The sequence below is a fragment of the Pseudomonas sp. B392_1p genome, from assembly GCF_052245235.1.
Taxonomy (GTDB): domain Bacteria; phylum Pseudomonadota; class Gammaproteobacteria; order Pseudomonadales; family Pseudomonadaceae; genus Serpens; species Serpens gallinarum.
This window is the reverse complement of the sequence record NZ_JBQPXM010000001.1, coordinates 455,525-477,322: the sequence shown is the minus strand read 5'-3', so window position 1 is coordinate 477,322 and position 21,798 is coordinate 455,525. Positions and strand designations below refer to the sequence as shown.

At 61.5% G+C, this 21,798-nt stretch carries 27 protein-coding genes; 19 read left to right on the top strand and 8 right to left on the bottom strand.

The genetic code is table 11. The annotated features are described in order from the left end of the window. The first annotated feature begins 36 nt into the window (after positions 1 to 36). The 7 genes from hslV (at position 37) to ACTV8E_RS02210 (ending at position 7,604) form a co-directional block, all read left to right on the top strand. A complete protein-coding gene (gene hslV, locus ACTV8E_RS02240; protein ID WP_251835806.1) occupies positions 37 to 573 on the top strand; it encodes an ATP-dependent protease subunit HslV in 537 nt (178 codons plus the stop codon). Between the two features lie 29 nt (positions 574 to 602). Continuing rightward, positions 603 to 1,943 (top strand): ATP-dependent protease ATPase subunit HslU, encoded by a 1,341-nt coding sequence (hslU, locus tag ACTV8E_RS02235; protein WP_251835805.1) that lies wholly within the window; start codon positions 603 to 605, stop codon positions 1,941 to 1,943. A gap of 92 nt (positions 1,944 to 2,035) precedes the next feature. Further along, complete coding sequence (locus ACTV8E_RS02230) at positions 2,036 to 2,407, top strand: gamma-butyrobetaine hydroxylase-like domain-containing protein (protein WP_443198317.1); 372 nt, start codon at positions 2,036 to 2,038, stop codon at positions 2,405 to 2,407. 252 nt (positions 2,408 to 2,659) lie between these two features. After that, positions 2,660 to 4,333, top strand: coding sequence for a class II poly(R)-hydroxyalkanoic acid synthase (phaC, locus tag ACTV8E_RS02225; protein WP_443198316.1), 1,674 nt, complete (start codon positions 2,660 to 2,662; stop codon positions 4,331 to 4,333). A gap of 87 nt (positions 4,334 to 4,420) precedes the next feature. Next, complete coding sequence (gene phaZ / locus ACTV8E_RS02220) at positions 4,421 to 5,263, top strand: poly(3-hydroxyalkanoate) depolymerase (protein WP_251835802.1); 843 nt, start codon at positions 4,421 to 4,423, stop codon at positions 5,261 to 5,263. 29 nt (positions 5,264 to 5,292) lie between these two features. Then, positions 5,293 to 6,978 carry a class II poly(R)-hydroxyalkanoic acid synthase gene (gene phaC, locus ACTV8E_RS02215; protein ID WP_443198315.1) on the top strand — a complete coding sequence of 562 codons (1,686 nt, stop codon included), beginning with the start codon at positions 5,293 to 5,295 and terminating at the stop codon, positions 6,976 to 6,978. Positions 6,979 to 6,986: 8 nt separating this feature from the next. Continuing rightward, positions 6,987 to 7,604: a TetR/AcrR family transcriptional regulator gene (locus ACTV8E_RS02210; RefSeq protein WP_443198314.1), complete on the top strand. Its 618-nt coding sequence runs from the start codon at positions 6,987 to 6,989 to the stop codon at positions 7,602 to 7,604. Positions 7,605 to 7,681: 77 nt separating this feature from the next. Here ACTV8E_RS02210 and ACTV8E_RS02205 read toward each other — a convergent pair whose 3' ends face one another. From ACTV8E_RS02205 to ACTV8E_RS02195, 3 genes are all read right to left on the bottom strand, one after another. Beyond that, positions 7,682 to 8,341 (bottom strand): phasin family protein, encoded by a 660-nt coding sequence (locus ACTV8E_RS02205; RefSeq protein WP_443198313.1) that lies wholly within the window; start codon positions 8,339 to 8,341, stop codon positions 7,682 to 7,684. A 14-nt stretch (positions 8,342 to 8,355) separates the two neighbouring features. After that, positions 8,356 to 8,754: a phasin family protein gene (locus tag ACTV8E_RS02200; RefSeq protein ID WP_443198312.1), complete on the bottom strand. Its 399-nt coding sequence runs from the start codon at positions 8,752 to 8,754 to the stop codon at positions 8,356 to 8,358. Between the two features lie 117 nt (positions 8,755 to 8,871). Continuing rightward, on the bottom strand, positions 8,872 to 9,147 hold the full coding sequence (locus ACTV8E_RS02195) for a polyhydroxyalkanoic acid system family protein (protein WP_251835797.1): 276 nt from the start codon (positions 9,145 to 9,147) through the stop codon (positions 8,872 to 8,874). Positions 9,148 to 9,279: 132 nt separating this feature from the next. On the opposite strand from ACTV8E_RS02195, the gene ubiE reads away from it, so the two are divergent. The 9 genes from ubiE to ACTV8E_RS02150 all read left to right on the top strand — a co-directional run bounded on the left by ubiE (position 9,280) and on the right by ACTV8E_RS02150 (position 15,280). Next, entirely contained in the window at positions 9,280 to 10,050 is a 771-nt protein-coding gene (gene ubiE / locus ACTV8E_RS02190; protein ID WP_273535424.1) for a bifunctional demethylmenaquinone methyltransferase/2-methoxy-6-polyprenyl-1,4-benzoquinol methylase UbiE, read from the top strand. Next, a complete protein-coding gene (locus tag ACTV8E_RS02185) occupies positions 10,050 to 10,667 on the top strand; it encodes a ubiquinone biosynthesis accessory factor UbiJ (RefSeq protein ID WP_443198311.1) in 618 nt (205 codons plus the stop codon). The genes ubiE and ACTV8E_RS02185 overlap by 1 nt, the downstream gene beginning before the upstream one ends. Next, positions 10,664 to 12,274: a ubiquinone biosynthesis regulatory protein kinase UbiB gene (gene ubiB, locus ACTV8E_RS02180; RefSeq protein ID WP_443198310.1), complete on the top strand. Its 1,611-nt coding sequence runs from the start codon at positions 10,664 to 10,666 to the stop codon at positions 12,272 to 12,274. The genes ACTV8E_RS02185 and ubiB overlap by 4 nt, the downstream gene beginning before the upstream one ends. Before the next feature lie 84 nt (positions 12,275 to 12,358). Beyond that, positions 12,359 to 12,760, top strand: coding sequence for a phosphoribosyl-AMP cyclohydrolase (gene hisI, locus ACTV8E_RS02175; RefSeq protein ID WP_251835793.1), 402 nt, complete (start codon positions 12,359 to 12,361; stop codon positions 12,758 to 12,760). After that, the gene (locus ACTV8E_RS02170; RefSeq protein ID WP_251835792.1) at positions 12,753 to 13,085 is read left to right on the top strand and encodes a phosphoribosyl-ATP diphosphatase; all 333 of its coding nucleotides are present in this window, start codon (positions 12,753 to 12,755) and stop codon (positions 13,083 to 13,085) included. The genes hisI and ACTV8E_RS02170 overlap by 8 nt, the downstream gene beginning before the upstream one ends. A 24-nt stretch (positions 13,086 to 13,109) precedes the next feature. Continuing rightward, positions 13,110 to 13,346 (top strand): twin-arginine translocase TatA/TatE family subunit, encoded by a 237-nt coding sequence (gene tatA, locus ACTV8E_RS02165; protein ID WP_251835791.1) that lies wholly within the window; start codon positions 13,110 to 13,112, stop codon positions 13,344 to 13,346. A gap of 34 nt (positions 13,347 to 13,380) precedes the next feature. Further along, positions 13,381 to 13,773: a Sec-independent protein translocase protein TatB gene (gene tatB, locus ACTV8E_RS02160; RefSeq protein WP_251835790.1), complete on the top strand. Its 393-nt coding sequence runs from the start codon at positions 13,381 to 13,383 to the stop codon at positions 13,771 to 13,773. Continuing rightward, the gene (gene tatC, locus ACTV8E_RS02155) at positions 13,770 to 14,570 is read left to right on the top strand and encodes a twin-arginine translocase subunit TatC (RefSeq protein WP_443198309.1); all 801 of its coding nucleotides are present in this window, start codon (positions 13,770 to 13,772) and stop codon (positions 14,568 to 14,570) included. The genes tatB and tatC overlap by 4 nt, the downstream gene beginning before the upstream one ends. After that, the gene (locus ACTV8E_RS02150; protein ID WP_443198308.1) at positions 14,567 to 15,280 is read left to right on the top strand and encodes a 16S rRNA (uracil(1498)-N(3))-methyltransferase; all 714 of its coding nucleotides are present in this window, start codon (positions 14,567 to 14,569) and stop codon (positions 15,278 to 15,280) included. Before tatC ends, ACTV8E_RS02150 begins: the two co-directional genes overlap by 4 nt. Positions 15,281 to 15,283: 3 nt before the next feature. On the opposite strand, the gene ACTV8E_RS02145 is transcribed toward ACTV8E_RS02150, so the two are convergent. Beyond that, positions 15,284 to 15,778: a winged helix-turn-helix transcriptional regulator gene (locus ACTV8E_RS02145; RefSeq protein WP_443198307.1), complete on the bottom strand. Its 495-nt coding sequence runs from the start codon at positions 15,776 to 15,778 to the stop codon at positions 15,284 to 15,286. A gap of 103 nt (positions 15,779 to 15,881) precedes the next feature. Here ACTV8E_RS02145 and ACTV8E_RS02140 point away from each other — a divergent pair, with 103 nt between their 5' ends. Beyond that, positions 15,882 to 16,610 (top strand): SDR family oxidoreductase, encoded by a 729-nt coding sequence (locus tag ACTV8E_RS02140; RefSeq protein WP_443198306.1) that lies wholly within the window; start codon positions 15,882 to 15,884, stop codon positions 16,608 to 16,610. Positions 16,611 to 16,636: 26 nt separating this feature from the next. Next, entirely contained in the window at positions 16,637 to 17,224 is a 588-nt protein-coding gene (locus ACTV8E_RS02135; RefSeq protein ID WP_443198305.1) for a 2-hydroxychromene-2-carboxylate isomerase, read from the top strand. A gap of 18 nt (positions 17,225 to 17,242) precedes the next feature. On the opposite strand, the gene dtd is transcribed toward ACTV8E_RS02135, so the two are convergent. Continuing rightward, positions 17,243 to 17,680, bottom strand: a complete 438-nt coding sequence (dtd, locus tag ACTV8E_RS02130) for a D-aminoacyl-tRNA deacylase (protein WP_251835784.1) — start codon at positions 17,678 to 17,680, stop codon at positions 17,243 to 17,245. Next, positions 17,677 to 18,642: a prolyl aminopeptidase gene (pip, locus tag ACTV8E_RS02125; RefSeq protein ID WP_443198304.1), complete on the bottom strand. Its 966-nt coding sequence runs from the start codon at positions 18,640 to 18,642 to the stop codon at positions 17,677 to 17,679. Before pip ends, dtd begins: the two co-directional genes overlap by 4 nt. A 240-nt stretch (positions 18,643 to 18,882) precedes the next feature. Here pip and ACTV8E_RS02120 point away from each other — a divergent pair, with 240 nt between their 5' ends. Continuing rightward, the gene (locus ACTV8E_RS02120) at positions 18,883 to 20,064 is read left to right on the top strand and encodes a CaiB/BaiF CoA transferase family protein (RefSeq protein WP_251835782.1); all 1,182 of its coding nucleotides are present in this window, start codon (positions 18,883 to 18,885) and stop codon (positions 20,062 to 20,064) included. A gap of 40 nt (positions 20,065 to 20,104) precedes the next feature. Here the strand turns inward: ACTV8E_RS02120 and ACTV8E_RS02115 are convergent, their stop codons facing one another. Beyond that, entirely contained in the window at positions 20,105 to 20,707 is a 603-nt protein-coding gene (locus tag ACTV8E_RS02115) for a DUF924 family protein (RefSeq protein WP_251835781.1), read from the bottom strand. Beyond that, entirely contained in the window at positions 20,704 to 21,717 is a 1,014-nt protein-coding gene (locus ACTV8E_RS02110) for a class 1 fructose-bisphosphatase (protein WP_251835780.1), read from the bottom strand. Before ACTV8E_RS02110 ends, ACTV8E_RS02115 begins: the two co-directional genes overlap by 4 nt. Between the last annotated feature and the right edge of the window lie 81 nt (positions 21,718 to 21,798).

Below are 21,798 nucleotides of genomic sequence, written 5' to 3'. Positions count from 1 at the left end.
CTGCTATTCCCGGTTCAATCTGCAGGAGTACGCCCCTTGACCACCATCGTTTCAGTCCGCCGCAACGGCAAAGTCGTCATGGGTGGCGACGGCCAGGTTTCCCTGGGCAACACCGTGATGAAAGGCAATGCCAAGAAGGTCCGTCATCTCTATCACGGTCAGGTGCTGGCCGGTTTTGCCGGCGCCACCGCCGATGCCTTCACGCTGTTTGAGCGTTTTGAGGGTCAATTGGAAAAACACCAGGGACACCTGGTGCGCGCGGCGGTCGAATTGGCCAAGGAATGGCGCACCGACCGTACGTTAAGCCGCCTGGAGGCCATGCTGGCCGTGGCCAACAAGGACGCCTCGCTGATCATCACCGGCAACGGCGACGTGGTCGAACCCGAACATGGGCTGATCGCCATGGGTTCCGGTGGCGGCTTTGCCCAGGCGGCAGCCCTGGCGCTGTTGCAAAAGGCCGAGGCCAACCTGTCCGCCCGCGAAATCGCCGAAACAGCGTTGAACATCGCCGGCAGCATTTGTGTCTTTACCAACCAGAACCTCACCATTGAAGAGCTGGACTCCGCGGTTTGAACCGCCAGCCCGCTCCGGAGTACCCCAGCATGTCCATGACGCCCCGTGAGATCGTTCACGAACTCAACCGCCACATCATCGGCCAGGACGAGGCGAAGCGCGCCGTCGCCATTGCGCTGCGCAACCGCTGGCGGCGCATGCAGTTGCCCGCCGACCTTCGCCAGGAGGTCACCCCCAAAAATATCCTGATGATCGGCCCAACGGGTGTCGGCAAGACTGAAATCGCCCGTCGCCTGGCCAAGCTGGCGAATGCTCCGTTCCTCAAGGTCGAGGCGACCAAATTCACCGAAGTTGGCTATGTCGGCCGCGACGTCGAGTCAATCATTCGTGACCTGGCCGATGCCGCGCTGAAAATGCTCCGCGAGCAGGAAGTGCAGAAGATGCGGCACCGCGCCGAGGATGCTGCCGAAGAGCGCATTCTCGATGCCTTGTTGCCACCGGCCCGCGCCGGCTTCAACGAAGACCCGATTCCCAGCGGCGATTCCAATACCCGCCAACTGTTCCGTAAGCGTCTGCGCGAAGGACAGTTGGACGACAAGGAAATCGACATTGAAGTGGCGGAGATTCCCGCCGGCATCGAGATCATGACCCCGCCGGGCATGGAAGAGATGACCAGCCAGCTGCAAAACCTGTTCTCCGGCATGGCCAAAGGCAAGAAGAAGAGCCGCAAGCTGAAGATCAAGGAAGCGCTGAAACTGGTGCGCGACGAGGAAGCCGCGCGCCTGGTCAATGAAGAGGATCTCAAGGCGCGCGCCCTGGAAGCGGTGGAACAGCATGGCATCGTCTTTATCGACGAGATCGACAAGGTGGCCAAACGCGGTAACACCGGTGGCGCCGACGTGTCCCGCGAGGGCGTACAGCGCGACCTGCTGCCCCTGATCGAAGGTTCCACGGTGAATACCAAGCTGGGCATGGTCAAAACCGACCACATCCTGTTCATCGCCTCGGGTGCCTTCCACCTCTCCAGGCCGAGCGATCTGGTGCCGGAGCTGCAAGGCCGTCTGCCCATTCGCGTCGAACTCAAGCCTCTGTCGCCACAGGACTTCGAGCGTATCCTGACCGAGCCGCACGCCTCGCTGACTGAGCAATACAGCGCACTGCTGCAGACCGAGGGGCTGAACATCGAGTTTGCCCAGGACGGCATCCAGCGCATCGCCGAGATCGCCTGGCAGGTCAATGAAAAGACCGAGAACATCGGCGCCCGGCGTCTGCATACACTGCTGGAGCGCCTCCTCGAAGAGGTGTCGTTCAGCGCAGGCGACCTGGCGGCTCAGCACAGCGATCAGCCGATCCGCATCGATGCCGCCTACGTCAACGCTCACCTCGGCGAGTTGGCCCAAGACGAAGACCTGTCACGCTACATCCTTTAACGTAGCCTCCAGCGGCAAGCTTCAAGTAGCAAGCGACAGCAGAGCGCTTGGCTTGGGGCCCGCCGCTCGGAGCCTGGAGCATGGAGCTACCGATGCACATCCCTACCGCCATCAAGTTGCACAAAGCCTCCAAAACCCTGGAACTGCATTACGGCAGCGAGTGCTACACCCTGAGCGCCGAATTCCTACGGGTGCATTCACCCTCGGCCGAAGTTCAGGGCCACGGCAATCCAGTGCTGCAGTACGGCAAGCAGCACGTCGGCCTGACGGGTGTCGAGCCGACCGGCAACTATGCGCTGAAATTGATCTTCGACGACGGTCATGACAGTGGTCTGTACAGCTGGGATTACCTGTACCAACTGGCCACTCGCCAGGAGGAGCTTTGGGCCGACTATCTGCAACAACTGACCGCCGCTGGTCGCTCCCGCGATCCCAGCGAATCCATCGTCAAACTGATGCTATAAGCCTTCTTCACATCCCTTCCCGCGGTGTGCCTGCCTTGTAGGCGTGCGCACCGTTCATCCCGCTGCTGTTTTGTAGGCGGCAACCGCCCTAACGATTGGAAAAAGCTCATCTCAAAACTGGCAAGCTGCGTGGAATCGCCTATATAGCAGTGGCTGTTTTTCGCGGTGCCGTCCCACCCTTCCGGGACGGCACCTCTGTCGTCGCCAGATTCGCGTTGGCACGACCACTCTTGTCAGAAGATGGAGCTTCTCATGAGCAGTCCGCAACCAGACCTGCAACCCCTTAATTCACAAGCCTGCAAACCGCACCCGATGATCGGTCTGCGTGGCCAAGACATCTTCAATTCATCCCGCACTGTGCTGGCTCAAACCATCCGCCAGCCGCTACACAGCGTCCGCCACATTGCCCGTTTCAGCGTCGAGCTGAAAAATGTCCTGCTCGGCCAATCCACGCTGCGCCCGGCGACCGATGACCGCCGCTTCACTGATCCGGCCTGGGCGCTCAATCCCCTTTATCGTCGCTATCAGCAAATCTATCTGGCCTGGCGCAACGAGCTGCATGACTGGCTCGAAAACAGCGCCTTGCCAGAACATGACATCCGCCGTGGGCATTTCATCATCAGCCTGCTCACCGAAGCCATGTCACCCACCAACACCCTGGCCAATCCGGCGGCACTCAAGCGTTTCTTCGAAACTGGCGGCAAGAGCCTGGTGGACGGAATGGCGCACCTGACCCACGATGCACTCAACAATGGTGGCATGCCCAGCCAGGTCAACAAGGAAGCCTTCGAAGTTGGCAAGAACCTGGCCACCACGCCCGGTGCGGTGGTCTTTCGCAACGAGTTGCTCGAGCTGATCCATTACCAGCCCACGACCGAAAGCGTGCATGAGCGCCCTCTGCTGGTGGTCCCGCCGCAAATCAACAAGTTCTACGTCTTTGACCTCAGCGCCGACAAAAGCCTGGCCCGCTTCAGTCTGGACAGCGGCCTGCAAACCTTCATCGTCAGCTGGCGCAATCCGACCAAGAGCCACAGCCACTGGGGCTTGGACCACTACATCAATGCCCTCAAGGAAGCGGTGGATGCCGTCCTGGCGATTACCGGCAGCGCCGACCTGAACATGCTGGGTGCCTGCTCCGGCGGCCTCACCGCCACCACGCTGCTGGGGCACTACGCAGCCCTGGGCGAGGCTAAGGTCAAGGCTCTGACCTTGATGGTCAGCGTGCTGGACACCGACTTCGACAGTCAATATTCGCTGTTCATCGACGACAAGACCCTACAGGCCGCCAAGCGTCGCTCACAGAAGTCGGGCGTACTGGAAGGGCGCGAACTGGCCAAAGTCTTCGCCTGGCTGCGTCCCAACGACCTGATCTGGAATTACTGGGTCAATAACTATCTGCTGGGCAACGAGCCACCGGCGTTCGACATTCTCTATTGGAACAACGACACCACCCGCCTGCCCGCCGCGCTGCATGCGGACATGATCGAACTGTTCCAGAACAATCCCTTGCCTCGCCCAAATGCCCTCGAGGTCTGTGGCACGCTAATTGACATGCAAAAAATCGACAGCGAGATTTTCTGCGTTGCCGGCACCAACGATCACATCACGCCGTGGCAGGCCTGCTACAAATCGGCGCGCCTGTTTGGCGAACACTGTGAGTTTGTGCTGTCCAACAGTGGCCACGTGCAAAGCATTCTCAACCCGCCAGGTAATCCAAAGGCCAGCTATCTGCATGGACTCCCATTGGAAGAGAATCCCGAAGTTTGGCAAACCACCGCCAGCAAACAACGCGACAGCTGGTGGCTGCATTGGCGCGACTGGCAACAGGCACGCTCAGGAGAGTTGAAAAAAGCCCCGCGCCGGCTCGGCAATAAAACCTATGCACCGGCAGAGGCAGCGCCTGGCACCTATGTTCACGAGCGTTGACATCGTACACGTCCATTGAAACCCGGCGATGACCTGCGCCAAGCGCAGGTCATCGCTCCCCCCCAACACATGTTTAGGGACAGGCGCATGACGCAGCCGTTTGTGTTCCGCACCATCAACCTCGACGGGCAACTCCTGCGCACCGCAGTGCGTCCAGGCAACCTGGACGTGCCGCCGTTACTGATCTGCAATGGCATCGGCGCCAACCTTGAGTTGGTGCTGCCCTTTGTCAAGGCACTCAACCCCGAACTGGAGGTCATTGCCTTCGATGTGCCCGGCGTTGGTGGCTCCTCCACACCGACGCTGCCCTACCGTTTTCGCGGTCTGGCCAAGCTGATCGCGCGGATGCTCGACTATCTCGATTACGGACAGGTCAACGTCATTGGCGTTTCCTGGGGTGGCGCTCTAGCCCAGCAGTTCGCCTACGACTACCCGGAACGCTGCAAGAAACTGGTTCTGGCTGCTACGTCAGCCGGTGCCCTGATGATTCCCGGCAAGCCCAAGGTGCTGTGGCGCATGGCAAGTCCACGGCGTTACCTGCAGCCGTCCTATACCGTGCACATCGCGGCGGATATTTATGGCGGTGCCTTCCGGCGCGACCCTGAACTGGCTATGTCCCATGCCAGCAAGATCCGCTCCGGCGGCAAGCTGGGTTATTACTGGCAGATGTTCGCCGGGCTCGGCTGGACCAGCGCGCACTGGCTGCATCGCATCCGCCAGCCAACCCTCGTGTTGGCCGGGGACGATGATCCCATTATTCCCCTGGTCAACATGCGCTTGCTGGCCTGGCGCATCCCCAATGCCGTGTTGCATGTGATCGACGATGGTCATTTGTTTTTAATCACCCGCGCCGCTGTGGTGGCCCCGATCATCATGGGCTTTCTGGAAGAAGAGCCTCAACGCGCGGTTATGCACCCTCAGGCCGTCTGACCGTACGAATTCAACAAGGAGCGTTGAGCATGCAAGAACTTACCGAGGTGGCCACGCAACCCGCCCCGACATATATCCACGCGCAAAATGCCATCGTCGGCCTGCATGGTCGCGATCTTTTTTCCACCGTACGCACGCTGGTCAGCCAAAGCATCCGGCATCCCCTGCACAACGTCCGGCATGGGCTGCGCCTGGGCCGGCAACTGGGCCGCATCCTGCTGCTGGGGGCAACACCTCATCAGGTTAACAGCGATGACCCACGATTCATGGACCCCACCTGGCAGCGAAACCCCCTCTATCGACGCGGCCTGCAGAGCTATTTGGCGTCTCAGGCGCAGTTGCTGGAATGGGTCGAGCAAAGCGCGCTGTCCGCTGATGATCGTGCCCGTGCACGCTTTCTGTGCCTTCAACTGAGCAATGCCCTGGCGCCCTCTAATACATTGCTCAATCCCCTGGCCATCAAGGAGTGTTTTAATACGGGCGGCCAGAGTGTGCTGCGCGGTGCTACTCAACTGCTGAATGACCTGCGCCACAGCCAATTGCTGCCCAGGCAAGTCGACCCTACCGCATTTCGCCTGGGCGAGAACCTGGCCACCACTCCAGGCGCCGTTGTGTATCGCAATGAACTGCTTGAGCTGATTCAGTACCGACCGCAAACCACCGAGCAGCATGCTGTGCCGGTGATGATCGTGCCGCCGCAGATCAACAAGTTTTATATTTTCGACCTCAGCCCACAGAAGAGCTTTGTCCAGTATTGCCTGGCCAATGGCTTGCAAGTCTTCATGGTCAGTTGGCGCAACCCTGATAGCCGGCACCGTGAGTGGGGGCTTTCCAGTTATGTGCAAGCACTGCGCCAGGCTTTTGATGCGTGCCGAGCCATTGGCGGGGCGGGCCAAGTCAGCTTGCTTGGGGCGTGCGCCGGCGGCCTGACCAGCGCGGCCTTGCAAGGTCACCTGCAAGCCCGGCGCAAACTGCAGCACGTGGCCAGCGCCAGTTACCTGGTCAGCCTGCTGGACAGTCGCATCGAATCCCAGCCGCTGTTGTTCTTGGACGAAGAAACCCTGGAGGCCGCGAAGCGTCGCTCTTACCAACGCGGCGTGTTGGATGGTCGGGAAATGACGCGGATATTTTCCTGGATGCGTCCCAATGAGTTGATCTGGACTTACTGGATCAATAATTACCTGCTGGGTCGCCTACCACCGGCCTTCGACATCCTGCATTGGAACAATGACAACACGCGCCTCCCAGCGGCTCTGCATGGCGAACTGATCGATCTGTTCAAACACAACCCGCTGGCCCGCCCCGGAGCATTGGAAATCTGCGGCACGCCACTGGACCTGAGCAAGGTCGATGTCGACAGCTTCAGCGTGGGCGGCATCACCGATCACATCACGCCATGGGAAGCAGTCTATCGCTCGGCCTTGCTGCTCGGCGGCAAGCGCCGTTTCGTTCTCGCCAACAGCGGACATGTGCAGAGCATCATCAACCCGCCGGATAGCAACCCCAAAGCGCACTTCCAGGAATCCGACTGTGAGGAAAGCGATCCGCGCACCTGGTTTGCGCAAGCCGAACAGCGGCCTGGCAGTTGGTGGCCAGAATGGCTGAGCTGGATCCAGGCCCGCTCCGGTCCCTTGCAGGCAGCGCGTACCGTGCTGGGCAGCGAGCGCTATCCGGAACTGGATGCAGCACCCGGGCGCTATGTGGTCGACGAGTGAGCCCACCGATGAAAACCCGCGACCGCATCCTCGACTGCGCCCTGCATTGCTTCAATACCCGTGGCGAACCGAATGTCTCGACGCTGGAAGTGGCCACCGAACTGGGCATCAGCCCAGGCAACCTGTACTACCACTTTCGCGGCAAAGAGGCGCTGATCCTCGCGCTTTTCGAACGCTTTCGCAACGACCTGGCGCCGTTACTGGAACCGCCCCCCGCCCAGGCACAGCTGGATATCGAAGATTACTGGCTGTTCCTGGAGCTCATCGTGGAACGGTTGGCCGACTACCGCTTCCTGTTCCAGGACCTGGCCAACCTGGCGGTACGCATGCCGGCCCTGGCACGCGGCGTGCGCGCCTGGCTCAAGCAGCTAAAGCACTGCCTAGCCACCGTGCTGGGCCAACTGCAGGGGCAGGCCAGACTGCGGGGTGAGCCACCGGTATTGGCACAGCTGGTCGAGCAGATCACCCTGACGCTGCTGTTTGCACTCGACTATCAGCGTATTCTCGGCCAGCAAGGCGGGATCGAGCAGGTTATCTATCAGGTGATGATGCTGGTGACACCTCACCTGTCGGAGGAATCACAACGGGACACGGCGGACCTGGCCCAGCGCTATCGAACCGGCTGATCCGGCCTGGCTGACCGCTGGCCTGCCGTGCGGTGAATCCGAAAAACAAACAGCCCAGCCGAAGCTGGGCTGTGACCTCATTCCGCTTGATTGACGCTCTGTTCGCTGGGCGCGGTCTCTACAGTCGGTGCGGCCGATGCGGACTGCACCGTCTGCTCGGGTTGCTCGACTGGCTTGGCTTGCTTCGCTGGTTTGGGCTTGGCAGGTGCCTTGCGCGTCTTTGGCTTCGCTGTAGTTGCGGGCAACTGCGCAGTTTCTGGGGCTGCAGCAGCCTTTGCTTTGGCTGCCGGCGTGCGGGTTTCAGGGCGCCGGCGAATGGGCGCTTCATCCACGTCGCTGACGGGCTCAGGCAGTGCCCGTGCGTTCATCCGCTCGAGTTGCCGGCTCAACACTTCAACTTGGCTGCTCAGCGCTTTCAATTCGAGCCGGCTCGGAACGCCCAAGCGGGCAATGGCGCCACTCAGGCGTTTGTCGAACGCATCTTCCAAGGCGCTCCACTTGCCCAACGCCTTGTCACGCGCCTCGGCAACCCGGCTAAGCGCGCCATTCTTCACTGACTCGACTTCGCTGCGCACCCGCTGCTCGGCCTGCTCGCCATCCCGAACCAAGGCGTCAAACAGGGCGCTGCCATCTTCGCCGATCTTCGCATAAGCGCCCAGGCCTGCCAGCCAGATCTGCCGCGAGTATTTTTCGACGTCCTCGCTCCAAGTGCCTTCCTTCTTGCGTATGCCAGCCATGACGCGACCTCCTGTTACGGTTTAGCGGTACGGATCAGCAGTTCGCTGAGCCCGTCAAGCTTGCTCGACAAGTCCTCCACTTCGCCACGGGTCGGCACGCCAGCCCGCTTGAGCACCCGGCCCACACGGGTGCCGACACGCTGCTCCACCTTCTCCAGCCGAGCACCCACTTTGTTTTTGACCGTTTTCAATTGGCCACTGGCGGCGTCGAGTTGCTCGTCGAGCAACCGCTTGCCTTTGTTTTCCGCTTCTTCGCCGTGCTCGACCAAGTCCTTGAAATAAGCCAGGCCGCTACGCCCCAGGCGCGCATAGGCTCCCAGATAGGCCAGCCACAGCTGGCGGGCGGAACGCTTGACCACAGTCGCAACCGGCGACGGACTGGTGTCGGTTTTTTTCAACGCTGCCTTGTCCATGATGCACCTCTCACTAATCGGAAGGGATCGCCCTGTACCAGCGGGCTCATCAACAAGGTAGCGAGGCAAATTAGAAACCACAGCCTAATGACGAAAATCGTCTGCGGCTCAACACGATCAGACCAGCGCCTTGTCCAGCGCCGCTTCGATTTCACTCTGCAGGCGCCCGCTCAGTGGCGACAACAGCAACCCCAGATGCAATTCCACGCGCACGCGCTGGTCATCCAGGGCAATCGAGCCCTTTACGCCACTGCGCTGCACTTGCAGCACATCGCCTTGCCAGCGGCAGCTCAATTGATAATCACGCGACAGGCTCTCGGCCAGTTGCTCGGCTTTATTGCGCAATGCCTGACGATCAAGTTGGTGGGCGCGTTCAACACGGATTTTGGCCATCACGGATTCCTGTACGGCGCGAAAAACGCGCGAATATACCTTATTCGGCGTGTCGCCGACCTGATCGCATCCATGGTCGCCACCTTCGTCAGGGGGTAGAATGACCGCCACTTTTCAGCCGGTGACAGTGCCATGACCGATCCACGCAAAGGCCCCGAGGCCGAACCCACCACCCATTTCGGCTACAAAAGCGTGCCGGAAAGCCAGAAGGCGCAGAAGGTGGCCGAGGTTTTCCATTCCGTGGCTGCCAAATACGACCTGATGAACGACCTGATGTCCGGCGGCGTTCACCGTTTGTGGAAACGCTTCACCATCGAGCTGTCTGGCGCGCGCCCCGGCAACCGCATTCTCGATATCGCCGGCGGCACCGGCGACCTGACCCGCCAGTTCTCGCGCATCGTTGGCCCCACCGGCGAAGTGGTGCTGGCTGACATCAATGCTTCGATGCTCAAGGTCGGCCGCGACAAGCTGCTCGACAAGGGCGTGGCTGGCAACGTGCGCTTCGTTCAAGCCGATGCCGAAAAACTGCCTTTCCCTGACAACCACTTCGACGTCATCACTATTGCCTTCGGTCTGCGCAACGTCACCCACAAGGAAGACGCCATCGCGTCCATGCTGCGGGTGCTCAAACCGGGAGGCCGCCTGTTGATCCTAGAATTCTCCAAGCCGACCAACGCGCTGTTTTCCAAGGCTTATGACGCCTACTCGTTCACCGCTCTGCCGCTGTTCGGCAAGCTGATCACCAACGATTCGGAAAGTTACCGCTATCTGGCGGAGTCGATCCGCATGCACCCGGATCAGGAAACCCTCAAGGGCATGATGGTCGAGGCCGGCTTTGAGCGGGTCACCTATCACAACATGACCGGCGGCATTGTCGCGCTGCACCGCGGTATCAAACCCTGATGCTGCTGCACGTGGTGCTGGCCGGGATCGAACGCGGGCTCAACCGCGTCCTGGCCTTAGATGCCACCGCCGGCTCGCGCCTGGCGCGGCTGTCCGGCAAGGTCATCGAAATCGACTGCCAGTCGCCGGCCCTGCGGCTGTTTGTATTACCCGACGGCGAAGGGCTGCGCCTGGCCCAGCACTGGGACGCTCCCGTCGACTGTCGGCTGCGTGCACCCGCCAGTGAGTTGCTGCGTCTAGGCTTGAGCCACGACAAGGTTGCGGTACTGCACGGCCTGCACGTCGATCTAGACGGCGACAGCGCTGCGTTGATCGACCTCGCCGGCATCCTGCAGGATCTGGAATTGGACTGGGAATACCAGTTGGGCGAATGGCTCGGCCCGGTGCTCGGTCACCTTTTGGGCAACCAATTGCGCAGCCTGGCCGGCTGGGCCGGGCAAAGCCTGGGCAGCCTGCGTTTGGATCTGGCCGATTACCTGGCTGAGGAAGCCCGCAACCTGGTGGGTGCGCAGGAAGCCGAAGCACGTTTTGACGAACTTGACCACCTCAAACTTACGCTCGACCGCCTCGATGCGCGCATCGACCGCCTGATCCAAGGACGCAAAACTGCCCCATGAAGCTGTTCGCCGCCCTGCGCCGCCTGCTGCGCATCCTCTTCGTAGTGATCCGGTACCGGCTGGACGATCTGGTCTACGAACTGCCGCTGCCCTGGTGGCTGCGCTCGACCGGCTATTTGCTGCCCTGGCGCTGGTTGCCGCGCCGCCAGGTGCACGCGTCGCGAGGCGCTCGCCTGCGACTGGCGCTGGAACACCTGGGGCCGGTGTTCATCAAGTTCGGCCAGATCCTTTCCACCCGTCGCGACCTGCTGCCTGAAGACATTGCCGACGAGCTGGCGCTGCTTCAGGATCGGGTGCCGCCGTTCCCTGCCGAGCAGGCCGTAGCGCTGATCGAAAGCCAGCTCGGCGCCTCCCTTGCCGTCTTGTTTGCCCGCTTCGAACAACAGCCCCTGGCGTCCGCCTCTGTCGCGCAAGTGCACAGTGCCAAACTGCACAGCGGCGAAGAGGTAGTGGTCAAGGTAATCCGCCCCGGCCTGAAGCCGATCATCGCCCAGGATCTGGCCTGGCTGTTCCTGCTCGCACGGCTGGCCGAACGGGTCTCCAGGGAAGCGCGCCGCCTGCACCCGATCGAGGTGGTCAGCGATTATGAAAAGGTCATCTACGACGAACTCGACCTGCTGCGCGAGGCGGCCAATGCCAGCCAGCTCAAGCGCAACTTCGCCGACTCGCCGCTGATCCATGTGCCGCAGATCCACTGGGACTACTGCCGTCCCAAGGTGCTGGTCATGGAGCGCATCTACGGTGTACCCGTCACCGATCTGGTCGCCCTGCGCGAACAACGCACCGACATGAAACTGCTCGCCGAACGGGGGGTGGAGATCTTCTTTACCCAGGTGTTCCGCGACAGTTTCTTCCATGCCGACATGCACCCCGGCAATATCTTCGTCAATGTCCAGCAGCCGTGGAACCCCAGCTACATCGCCATCGACTGCGGCATCGTCGGCAGCCTCACCCCCGAAGACCAGGATTACCTGGCACGCAACCTGGTGGCCTTTTTCAAGCGCGATTACCGCAAGGTGGCACAGCTGCACATCGACTCCGGCTGGGTGCCGGCGCACACCAAGGTCAACGAATTCGAAGCGGCGATCCGCACGGTGTGCGAACCGATCTTCGAGAAACCGCTCAAGGACATTTCCTTCGGCCAACTGCTGCTGCGCCTGTTCCAGACCGCGCGCCGTTTCAACATGGAAATCCAGCCGCAGCTGGTCCTGCTACAAAAAACCCTGCTCAACATCGAAGGTCTGGGGCGCCAGCTGTACCCGGACCTCGACCTGTGGAGCACCGCCAAACCGTTCCTGGAACGCTGGATGCGCGAGCGCATGAGCCCCAAGACCTTGGCGCTGCAGGCCAAATCACAACTGGAACAGTTGCCGCACCTGGCCACCATGACCCGTGATCTGCTCGAACGCATGTCACGTCCGCATCTGGCCGATGCCCCGGAACCCTGGCAACGCCGCCGCGACGGCTGGGCTCTACGCCTGCTCGGGTCCGCTCTCCTGGTGGGCGGCGCGGTGTTGGCCATGGGCAGCCAAGCACTGAACGCACCGGAAGCTTGGCCGGTCTGGCTATTGGCAACCACCGGGTTATATCTCGTCATTCGTCGATAGCCAGCGACTGGCCCGACTGGCACACTTGTTCACCTGATTGTTGTTTGGGCTGCCTGACAGCTCCTTGTAGTAAACGGATAGGCAATGAACGACTGGCTGGATGAAATCAACTGGAACGAGGACGGCCTGGTGCCGGCCATCGCCCAGGATCACAAGACAGGTCGCGTACTGATGATGGCCTGGATGAACCGTGAAGCTCTACAGCTGACGGTCAGCGAACAACGCGCCATCTATTGGTCACGCTCGCGCGGCAAGCTCTGGCGCAAAGGCGAAGAATCCGGGCATGTCCAGACGCTGCATGAAATTCGCCTGGATTGCGACGCCGACGTCGTCATTCTGCAGGTCGAGCAACGGGGCGGCATCGCCTGTCATACCGGACGGGAAAGCTGTTTCTACCGCGTTTACCGCGACGGTGCGTGGGAGACTGTCGACCTGCAATTGAAGAGTCCCGACGCCATCTATCACAAGGGCCATACTCATGAGTGACACCCTCGACCGTCTGGCCGACATACTCGAAACGCGCAAGAATGCCGCACCTGATTCTTCTTATGTGGCCAGCCTGTATCATAAGGGGCTGAACAAGATCCTCGAAAAGGTTGGCGAGGAATCGGTGGAAACCATCCTTGCGGCCAAGGATGCAGCCATCAGCGGCGACTGCAACGACCTGATCTACGAAACTGCCGACCTGTGGTTCCACAGTCTGGTCATGCTCGCCGCACTAGGCCAGCATCCACAGGCCGTCTTGGACGAACTGGACCGGCGTTTCGGCCTCTCCGGACACGCGGAAAAAGCCGCGCGTTCGCAATCCTGACATTCACTTTCCCGGAGACACATCATGGGACTCGGCGGCATCAGCATCTGGCAACTGCTCATCATCCTGCTCATCGTCGTCATGCTGTTCGGCACCAAGCGCCTCAAGGGCCTGGGTTCCGATCTTGGCGATGCGATCAAGGGCTTTCGCAAGTCGGTTGGCGCTGACGATGACAAGCCTACGCCCACGGTAGAAGAGCAAAAGGGGCAAACCATCAACGGCGAAGCGCGCAAGGTCGAAGACCCGGTCAAGAAAGACTGAGCTTGCGTCCCGCACACGTCCATAAGGCTCAATCATGTTTGACGTAGGCTTTAGCGAACTGCTGCTGGTCGCCCTGGTTGCCTTGATTGTGCTCGGCCCGGAGCGTTTGCCCGACGCCGCGCGCAAGGCAGGCCTATGGATCGGGCGGCTCAAGCGCAGCTTCAACAACATCAAGAACGAAGTGGAACGTGAAATCGGTGCCGATGAAATCCGCCGACAACTGCACAACGAGCGCATCCTCGATCTTGAACGCGAGATGAAGCAGAGCCTGGGCCTGGCGCCGCAGACCGACAAACCGGCCAGCCCCACACCGGATCAGGTTGCATCGCCCAGCATCCTCCCAGATGCCGAACCTTCACCTACCGTCGCGCCCATCAGCGAGCCGCCGGCCTCGACCAGCCACCAGGATAAACCGCAACAACCATGAGCACCCGGACCCCCGAAGACCAGGAAATGCCGCTGGTCTCGCACCTGACCGAGTTGCGCACGCGCCTGCTGCGCTGTGTGATTGCCATCCTCCTGATCTTCGCGGCTCTGTTCTACTTCGCTCAGGACATCTACGCTTTGGTGGCGGCTCCGCTGCGCGCCTACCTGCCGGCAGGCGCCACGATGATCGCCACCGGCGTGGCCTCACCGTTCCTCACGCCGTTCAAGCTGACCCTGGTGGTGTCGCTGTTTCTCGGCATGCCGATTGTGCTGCAACAGATCTGGGGATTCATCGCGCCGGGCCTGTACAAGCAGGAGAAACGCATCGCCGTCCCCCTGCTAGTGTCCAGCATCCTGCTGTTCTATGCCGGCATGGCCTTCGCCTACTTCGTGGTGTTTCCAATCATGTTCGGCTTCTTCGCCAGCGTGACGCCCGAAGGCGTGGCGATGATGACCGACATCGGCCAATACCTGGATTTCGTGCTCACGCTGTTCTTCGCCTTTGGCGTGGCCTTCGAGATTCCCATCGCCACCTTCCTGCTGATCTGGGTCGGCATCGTCGATGTAGAAACCCTGCGCAAGAGCCGCCCTTACGTGATCGTCGGCTGCTTCATCGTCGGCATGTTCCTCACTCCGCCGGATGTGTTCTCGCAAGTCTTGCTGGCCGTGCCGATGTGGATGCTGTTTGAAGTCGGCGTGTTCTTTGGGGCCCTGGTCAAGCGCAAGGCGGCCGAAGCCGAGGAAGCCGAAGACCACACCGAAGTGACCGGCGACAAGCCGCCCGCACCCCGCCCGTGAACCTGCTGCTGCTCGACGACGCCGACTTCATTGGCGCCGACCGCGCCGTCCTGCGCGATCGGCGCCTGACCCATCTCCTTGAAGTGCACCGCGCCGACGCTGGCGATAGCCTGCGCGTTGGCCGCGTGGGCGCTCTGATGGGCCAGGGTCGAATTTTGCGTCTGGAGAATCAGGAAGCCGAGCTACAGGTGTGCTTCGACCAGCCGCCACCGCCCAAGCTGCCGCTGACCCTGCTGCTCGCACTCCCGCGCCCGAAAATGCTCAAGCGTGTGCTGCAAACCGTGGCCACCCTGGGTGTACCGCGCCTGATTCTGCTCAACAGCTACCGCGTGGAAAAGAGCTTCTGGCAGACGCCCTTCCTTGAACCGACGGCGATTCGCGAACAGCTGATCCTGGGCCTGGAGCAAGCCCGCGATACGGTGCTGCCGGACGTAATCATCGAGAAACGTTTCAAGCCCTTCGTCGAGGACCGCCTGCCGGCTCTTGCAGCGGGTACGCTCGGCCTGGTCGGCCACCCAGGCGACTACCCAACCTGCCCGCGCGGATTGCCTCTCGATCAGCCTGTGACCTTGGCCATCGGCCCAGAGGGTGGCTGGATACCCTACGAAGTGGACAAACTTGCCGAGGCCGGCTTGCAGCCGGTGCAACTGGGCGAGCGCATCATGCGGGTGGAAACTGCCGTCACGGCGTTGCTGGCGCGCCTGTTCTAGCCCTCACGACGTTTCTTCGGTCTGCCAGTGCGCGGGCAGCAACTGCCCCTTGAACGCTGGCGCCTCTTCGAGCACCACATCACGCGCCGCCACCGGCTCGCCGCACTCCGAACAGACCAGCACGCCCTGCATAGGATGACCGCAGGTCCTATGCAGGTGGCGAATCGGCGCGCCTTCGGCGCCGCCCATGTAACGGTCGCCCCAGTTCACCAGAGCTAACACAGCGGGATAAAGATCGCGACCCTTAGCCGTCAACCGATACTCCTGGCGGAGCGGCCGCTGCTGATAGGCGACCTTGTTCAACACTCCAGCTTCGGTCAGCTTCTTCAAGCGATTCGCCAGCACATGGCGAGTCACGCCGAGGCGTTCTTCGAACTCATCGAAACGACGGATGCCCAAAAACGACTCGCGCAGCACCAGCAGGGTCCAGCGATCCCCAATCACCGATAACGCGCGCGCCAAGGAACAGGGCTGTTGATCGAGTTCTTCCCAGCGCATTGTTAATCATCCTCCACAGCAATGGCTCACCATAACTTGACAGGTTTTGAAATGGAACCGAGTATCAGGCTGGGTTCCAAATAAGAACTAATGGAGAGCCGCAATGACCGAACGCAAGGCAATACTGGTGATGGGTGCCGGCGATGCCACCGGCGCAGCGATAGCCAAACGGTTCGCCCGTGAGGGTTACATCGCCTGTGTGGCCCGCCGCCACGCGGACAAACTGGCGCCGCTGGTTGCGGACATCGAAGCCGAGCGTGGCACGGCGCACGCGTTCGGCTGCGACGCGCGGGTCGAAGATCAGGTAATCGAACTGTTCGCGCGTATCGAGCGCGAGATCGGCCCGCTGGACGCGGTGATCTTCAACATCGGTGCCAACGTGCAGTTTTCCATTACCGAGACCACCGAACGGGTTTACCGCAAGGTCTGGGAAATGGCGGCCCTGGCGGGCTTTCTCACTGGGCGCGAAGCGGCAAGGGTGATGCTGCCGCGCGGCCGCGGCACGATCATCTTCACAGGCGCTACCGCCTCGTTGCGCGGCCGGGCGAATTTTTCCGCCTTCGCCAGCGCCAAGTTCGCCCTGCGAGCCTTGGCACAGAGCATGGCCCGTGAGCTCGGACCAAAGGGCATCCATGTCGCCCACCCGATCATCGACGGCGCCATCGATACCGCGTTCATCCGCGATAACTTTCCCGAGCTGTATCAGCGCAAGACGCAAGACGGCATCCTCAACCCCGCGCACATCGCCGAAACCTACTGGCAGATCCATTGTCAGCCACGCGACTGCTGGGTGCATGAGCTGGATTTGCGACCCTGGACGGAAACCTTCTGATTTCTCTCACCCATAAGGAAAACAAGATGAGCAGAACCGTGGAATTCCTGTTTGATTTCGGCAGCCCAGCCTCTTACCTGGCCTGGACCCAATTGCCGCGCATCGCCGCTGACACCGATGCCGAGATCGTCTGGCGACCCATCCTGCTGGGTGGCATCTTCAAGGCCACCGGCAACGCGCCCCCGCTGGCCGTGCCGGCCAAAGGCCGCCACTTGCTGCTAGATCTTGCGCGCTTCGCCAAACGCTATGGGGTGCCGATGAATTTCAATCCGCACTTCCCCATCAATACCCTGCAGCTGATGCGCGGTGCGATTGGTTATCTCGGCAGCGAGCAATTCGATCGCTACATGACAGCCATGTTTGAAGGCATTTGGGTCCATCAGAAGGACCTCGGCAAGCCCGAAGTGGTTGCCGAGGTCCTGGACGCAGCCGGGCTGTCCAGCGAGGAGTTTCAACACCTGATCGGCAGCGACGAGGTCAAGGACCGTCTCAAGGCCAGCACCGAAGAAGCGGTCAAGCGCGGCGTATTCGGCGCGCCGAGCTTCTTTGTCGGCGATCAGCTGTACTTTGGCCAGGACCGGCTGGACTTCATCGCCGAGGCTCTCGCCCGGTAGCCCGGTAAATGGCCGGCTTCAGCTTTCCAACAGGAACGTCACCGGCCCGTCATTGACCAGGTGCACCTGCATGTCGGCACCGAAGCGGCCGGTGGCGACCTGCGGGTGCTGGGCGCGCGCCAGCGTAACCAGGTGATCAAATAGCTGCTCACCCAGTGCAGGCGCTGCCGCCGTGGAGAAGCTCGGACGCAGCCCGCTTTTGGTATCCGCCGCCAGGGTGAATTGTGAGACCAGCAGGAGGCCACCCTCGACATCCGTGAGGGACAGGTTCATTTTCCCCTCGGCATCGCTGAACACCCGATAATTCAGCAGTTTTTTGAGCAGCTTGGCGACGCTCGCCGGGGTGTCCTGCGGTTCGATGCCGACCAGCGCCAGCAACCCCTGGTCGATGGCACCGACAATCTCTCCGCCGACCTCGACACGTGCGCCGCGTACACGCTGAATCAAGGCCTTCATGCTTCACCCTTGGGGAGTTTGCGCAGGCGTCGAGCCATTTGGTCGGTGGCGCGCACCAGCGCGTCGACGATGCCACGCTCGCCTGCCGAATGGCCCGCCTCGCGAATGATCTGCAGCTCACTGTTCGGCCATACCTGGTGCAGCGCCCAGGCATTGTCCAACGGGCAGATCACGTCGTAGCGACCGTGCACGATGATGCCCGGCAAATGGGCAATCTTGTGCATGTCGCGCAGCAGCTGATCCGGCTCAAGGAAGGCGTTGTTGATGAAGAAATGACACTCTATACGGGCGATCGACAGCGCCCGCTCGTTGAAGCGCTCAACCACTTCCGGGTTCGGCCGCAAGGTTGCGGTGCGCCCTTCCCAGCACGACCACGCCTTGGCGGCCTGCATCTGGGCAATCTGGTCTTCGCCGGTCAGGCGCTTGTAGAAGGCCTGCATCAGCTCGCCACGCTCGGCGGGCGGAATCGGCGCCAGGTAATCCTGCCAATAGTCCGGGAACAGCCGACTGGCGCCTTCCTGGTAGAACCAATGAAACTCCTGCGGACGGCAGAGAAAGATGCCGCGCAATACCAGGCCATGGACGCGCTCGGGATGACGCTGCGCATAGGCCAGTGACAGGGTGGAGCCCCAGGAGCCGCCAAACAGCAGCCACTTGTCGATACGCAGGTGCTCACGAATGCGCTCCATGTCATCGACCAGATGCCAGGTGGTGTTGTTCTCCAGGCTGGCGAAGGGCGTCGAGCGCCCGCAGCCACGCTGATCAAAGGTGATGATGCGATACAGGTTCGGGTCGAAATAACTGCGCGACTGCGCATCGCAACCGGCGCCAGGGCCGCCGTGTACGAACACGACCGGCAGGCCGTCGGGCGTGCCGCTTTCGTCGATATGCAAGGTATGGATGTCATCGACCGCCAGGGTTTGGACGGCGTAAGGCTTTATTTCCGGATATAGAGGCTGCATGACGTGCTCCCAGCACTGTACGGTGCATGTTGACGCGGCGTTTCAGGGACGTTCTCGGCATCATAGCGGGGAAATTCCCTGCGCATGACGCGAGCGGGTGCGAGAGCTCGCAATGTCCCCTCCCTGGAAGCCCGCGATCATGCCGCGCGATTTGGTCAATGCCTGCTGAACGCCTGTGTCATTGAGGCAACTTGCCGCGTTGGCCTAACCTGCGGGGCAGTCATTGCCCAAGGAGCCACCATGTCCGGTCCGTTGTCGTCCCTGAAAATTCTGGATTTCTCCACCCTGTTGCCCGGGCCGTTCGCTTCGCTGCTGCTGGCCGACATGGGTGCCGACGTGTTGCGCGTGGAGTCGCCTTCGCGCATGGATCTGGTACGCGTGCTGCCACCGCATGATCAGGGCGTGTCGGCCAGCCATGCCTACCTCAACCGCAACAAGCGCGGCATAGCCCTAGACCTGAAGAAGCCCGAGGCGGTGCAACTGGTCAAGCAGCTGGTGCAGGACTACGACATCGTGCTCGAGCAGTTCCGTCCGGGGGTGATGGACAAGCTCGGCGTGGGCTACGAGGCACTCAAGGCGATCAACCCTCGGCTGATTTATGTGTCGATCACCGGCTACGGCCAAACCGGTCCCTACAAGGATCGCGCCGGTCATGACATCAACTACCTGGCCCTGGCCGGCCTAGCCAGTTACACCGGGCGGCGCGACAGCGGGCCGTTGCCGCTGGGCATTCAGGCCGCCGACATTGCCGGCGGTTCGCTGCACGGAGTGATCGGCCTGCTGGCCGCCGTGGTGCAGCGTCAAGTGACAGGCCAGGGCCAGCAGGTCGATATCAGCATGACCGACTGTGCCTTTAGCCTGCATGCCATGGCCGGTGCCGGCTACCTGGCCTGCGGCGTGGAGCCGGCGATGGAGAATCAGCCGCTCAACGGCGGGAGCTTCTATGACTACTACCAGAGCCGCGACGGCCGCTGGTTCTCGGTGGGCAGCCTGGAACCGCAATTCATGCAGCAGTTTTGCGCGGCCCTCGGCCGTCCCGAACTGGCTGCCCGTGGGCTGTCCCTGCGACCGGAAGATCAGCAGGCGCTCAAGCGCGAGATCCAAAACGAATTTGATAAACGCGACTTCGCCGACTGGTGCGAGCGTTTCGCTGCGCTGGATGCCTGCGTCGAACCGGTGCTGAGTCTAGCCGAGGCGGTTGAGCATCCGCAGCTCCAGGCACGCGGTGTGGTCACCGATGTGCCGCGCGACAGCGCCGAACCGCAACGGCAGATCGCCTGCCCGATCCGTTTCTCGGCAGGTCTGGATACGCCACGGCATATCGGCGTCAGCGTCGGTGCGCATACCGATCAGGTACTGACCGAGCTGGGTTATTCGATCGAACAGATTGCCGCCTGGCGGGATGCCCGGGTAATCGCCTGATCTTATCGACTGCTTGCCGCTAGCCTGGCATCGCCGGTGCTCAAAAGCTTGAGCCGGGCTCTGCCAGGAAGCTCAATTCGTCAATTGTGCTGACACGCCCGAGAATGGCATTACGGTGAGGAAAGCGCCCGAAGCGGGCGATTACCCGATGATGCGCCTTGGCATACTCCAGGAAGCTGATGAACGCTGGGCTGTCCGCCTCATCCTGCTCGGCCAGCAGAACCGCGAAAGCCTGTACCGCACGCTCCTGATGCTGCAAGTCTTCGGCATGCTCGAACACCATGTAGCAGAACACCCGCTGAATGGCCGACAGACGACGGTCCCAACCCTGCTCTATACCCCGCTCCAGCAAGGCCAGGGCACGGGCATCGCCCGCGAAGGCGCGCGGCGTGCCGCGATGGATCATGCGGGGCAACTGGTCGAGCAACAACAACAGGGCCAGCCAACCTTCCGGATTGCTGGCCCAGTCGCCCAGATAGCCATTCAGCGCTTGCTCGGTCAGGTCACCGAAGCGCGTACGCGCCTCGGCATCCTGCTCGGCCCGGTAACCGAACCACAACCCGTTCTGCCGCGCCGCCAGCTCGCCGGCGGGCGCATCAGCGCCAAACCACCAGTCGAGCAACGGTTGCCAGGTCGCGTTCATGACTCAGTCTGATGGTACTGGGTGATGCGCTCGACTTCTTCCTTGGAACCGAGGAATACCGCCACACGCTGGTGCAGGGAGTCCGGCTGGATATCCAGGATGCGCTGATGACCATCAGTGGATGCACCGCCAGCCTGTTCGATGATCATCGACATCGGATTGGCCTCGTACATCAGGCGCAGCTTTCCGGGCTTTTCCGGTTCGCGGGCATCGCGCGGGTACATGAACACACCGCCACGGGTGAGGATACGGTGCACATCGGCCACCATCGCGGCGACCCAGCGCATGTTGTAGTTCTTGCCCAGCGGACCTTCCTTGCCCTCCAGCAGTTCGCTGACATAGCGCTGCACCGGCGCTTCCCAGTGGCGCTGGTTGGACATGTTGATGGCGAACTCGGCGGTCTGCTCGGGTACGCGGATGTTGTCGTGGGTCAGCACCCAGTTGCCCATGTGCGGGTCGAGGGTAAAGCCCTTGACGCCGTTGCCCAGGGTCAGCACCAGCATGGTCTGCGGGCCGTAGATGGCGTAACCGGCGCACACCTGCTCGGTGCCCTTCTGCAGGAAGGCTTCTTCGGAGAGGTCGCCCTTGCCGCGCAGATTGTCTGCGCAACGCAGCACGGAGAAGATGGTGCCCACGGACACGTTCACATCGATGTTGGAGGAGCCGTCCAGCGGGTCGAATACCAGCAGGTACGCACCTTTCGGGTAACGGCCAGGAATCTGGTAGGCCTCTTCCATTTCCTCCGACGCCATGCCGGCCAGGTGGCCGCCCCACTCGTTGGCTTCGAGCAGGATGTCGTTGGACAGCACGTCGAGTTTCTTCTGCACCTCGCCCTGTACGTTCTCGGTACCCATGCTGCCCAACACGCCGCCCAACGCGCCCAGCGACACCTCGTGGCTGATCTGCCGGCAGGCACGCGCCACCACCTCGATCAGGAAACGCAGGTCTGCCGGGGTGTTGAAGTTGCGAGTCTGCTCGATCAGGTAGCGACTCAGGGTGATGCTGGACATGGACGGGCTCCGAAGGGCGATAGGAAAGAAGTGCATTTTAGCCTGTGTTGCCTGCCGAGCGCCCACCAGCGAACGGCTTTT

What these genes read in the sequence shown, in the direction of transcription:
- ACTV8E_RS02170 (WP_251835792.1), top strand. Translation starts at nt 12,753, where the DNA reads ATGAGTGACACCCTCGACCGTCTGGCCGACATACTCGAAACGCGCAAG.
- tatC (WP_443198309.1), top strand. Translation starts at nt 13,770, where the DNA reads ATGAGCACCCGGACCCCCGAAGACCAGGAAATGCCGCTGGTCTCGCAC.
- ACTV8E_RS02145 (WP_443198307.1), bottom strand. Translation starts at nt 15,778, where the DNA reads ATGCGCTGGGAAGAACTCGATCAACAGCCCTGTTCCTTGGCGCGCGCG.
- ACTV8E_RS02200 (WP_443198312.1), bottom strand. Translation starts at nt 8,754, where the DNA reads ATGGACAAGGCAGCGTTGAAAAAAACCGACACCAGTCCGTCGCCGGTT.
- phaC (WP_443198316.1), top strand. Translation starts at nt 2,660, where the DNA reads ATGAGCAGTCCGCAACCAGACCTGCAACCCCTTAATTCACAAGCCTGC.
- ACTV8E_RS02210 (WP_443198314.1), top strand. Translation starts at nt 6,987, where the DNA reads ATGAAAACCCGCGACCGCATCCTCGACTGCGCCCTGCATTGCTTCAAT.
- hslU (WP_251835805.1), top strand. Translation starts at nt 603, where the DNA reads ATGTCCATGACGCCCCGTGAGATCGTTCACGAACTCAACCGCCACATC.
- phaC (WP_443198315.1), top strand. Translation starts at nt 5,293, where the DNA reads ATGCAAGAACTTACCGAGGTGGCCACGCAACCCGCCCCGACATATATC.
- ACTV8E_RS02140 (WP_443198306.1), top strand. Translation starts at nt 15,882, where the DNA reads ATGACCGAACGCAAGGCAATACTGGTGATGGGTGCCGGCGATGCCACC.
- tatA (WP_251835791.1), top strand. Translation starts at nt 13,110, where the DNA reads ATGGGACTCGGCGGCATCAGCATCTGGCAACTGCTCATCATCCTGCTC.
- ACTV8E_RS02205 (WP_443198313.1), bottom strand. Translation starts at nt 8,341, where the DNA reads ATGGCTGGCATACGCAAGAAGGAAGGCACTTGGAGCGAGGACGTCGAA.
- ACTV8E_RS02230 (WP_443198317.1), top strand. Translation starts at nt 2,036, where the DNA reads ATGCACATCCCTACCGCCATCAAGTTGCACAAAGCCTCCAAAACCCTG.
- pip (WP_443198304.1), bottom strand. Translation starts at nt 18,642, where the DNA reads ATGCAGCCTCTATATCCGGAAATAAAGCCTTACGCCGTCCAAACCCTG.
- ACTV8E_RS02195 (WP_251835797.1), bottom strand. Translation starts at nt 9,147, where the DNA reads ATGGCCAAAATCCGTGTTGAACGCGCCCACCAACTTGATCGTCAGGCA.
- ACTV8E_RS02120 (WP_251835782.1), top strand. Translation starts at nt 18,883, where the DNA reads ATGTCCGGTCCGTTGTCGTCCCTGAAAATTCTGGATTTCTCCACCCTG.
- dtd (WP_251835784.1), bottom strand. Translation starts at nt 17,680, where the DNA reads ATGAAGGCCTTGATTCAGCGTGTACGCGGCGCACGTGTCGAGGTCGGC.
- ACTV8E_RS02115 (WP_251835781.1), bottom strand. Translation starts at nt 20,707, where the DNA reads ATGAACGCGACCTGGCAACCGTTGCTCGACTGGTGGTTTGGCGCTGAT.
- phaZ (WP_251835802.1), top strand. Translation starts at nt 4,421, where the DNA reads ATGACGCAGCCGTTTGTGTTCCGCACCATCAACCTCGACGGGCAACTC.
- ACTV8E_RS02135 (WP_443198305.1), top strand. Translation starts at nt 16,637, where the DNA reads ATGAGCAGAACCGTGGAATTCCTGTTTGATTTCGGCAGCCCAGCCTCT.
- tatB (WP_251835790.1), top strand. Translation starts at nt 13,381, where the DNA reads ATGTTTGACGTAGGCTTTAGCGAACTGCTGCTGGTCGCCCTGGTTGCC.
- ubiE (WP_273535424.1), top strand. Translation starts at nt 9,280, where the DNA reads ATGACCGATCCACGCAAAGGCCCCGAGGCCGAACCCACCACCCATTTC.
- ubiB (WP_443198310.1), top strand. Translation starts at nt 10,664, where the DNA reads ATGAAGCTGTTCGCCGCCCTGCGCCGCCTGCTGCGCATCCTCTTCGTA.
- hisI (WP_251835793.1), top strand. Translation starts at nt 12,359, where the DNA reads ATGAACGACTGGCTGGATGAAATCAACTGGAACGAGGACGGCCTGGTG.
- ACTV8E_RS02110 (WP_251835780.1), bottom strand. Translation starts at nt 21,717, where the DNA reads ATGTCCAGCATCACCCTGAGTCGCTACCTGATCGAGCAGACTCGCAAC.
- ACTV8E_RS02185 (WP_443198311.1), top strand. Translation starts at nt 10,050, where the DNA reads ATGCTGCTGCACGTGGTGCTGGCCGGGATCGAACGCGGGCTCAACCGC.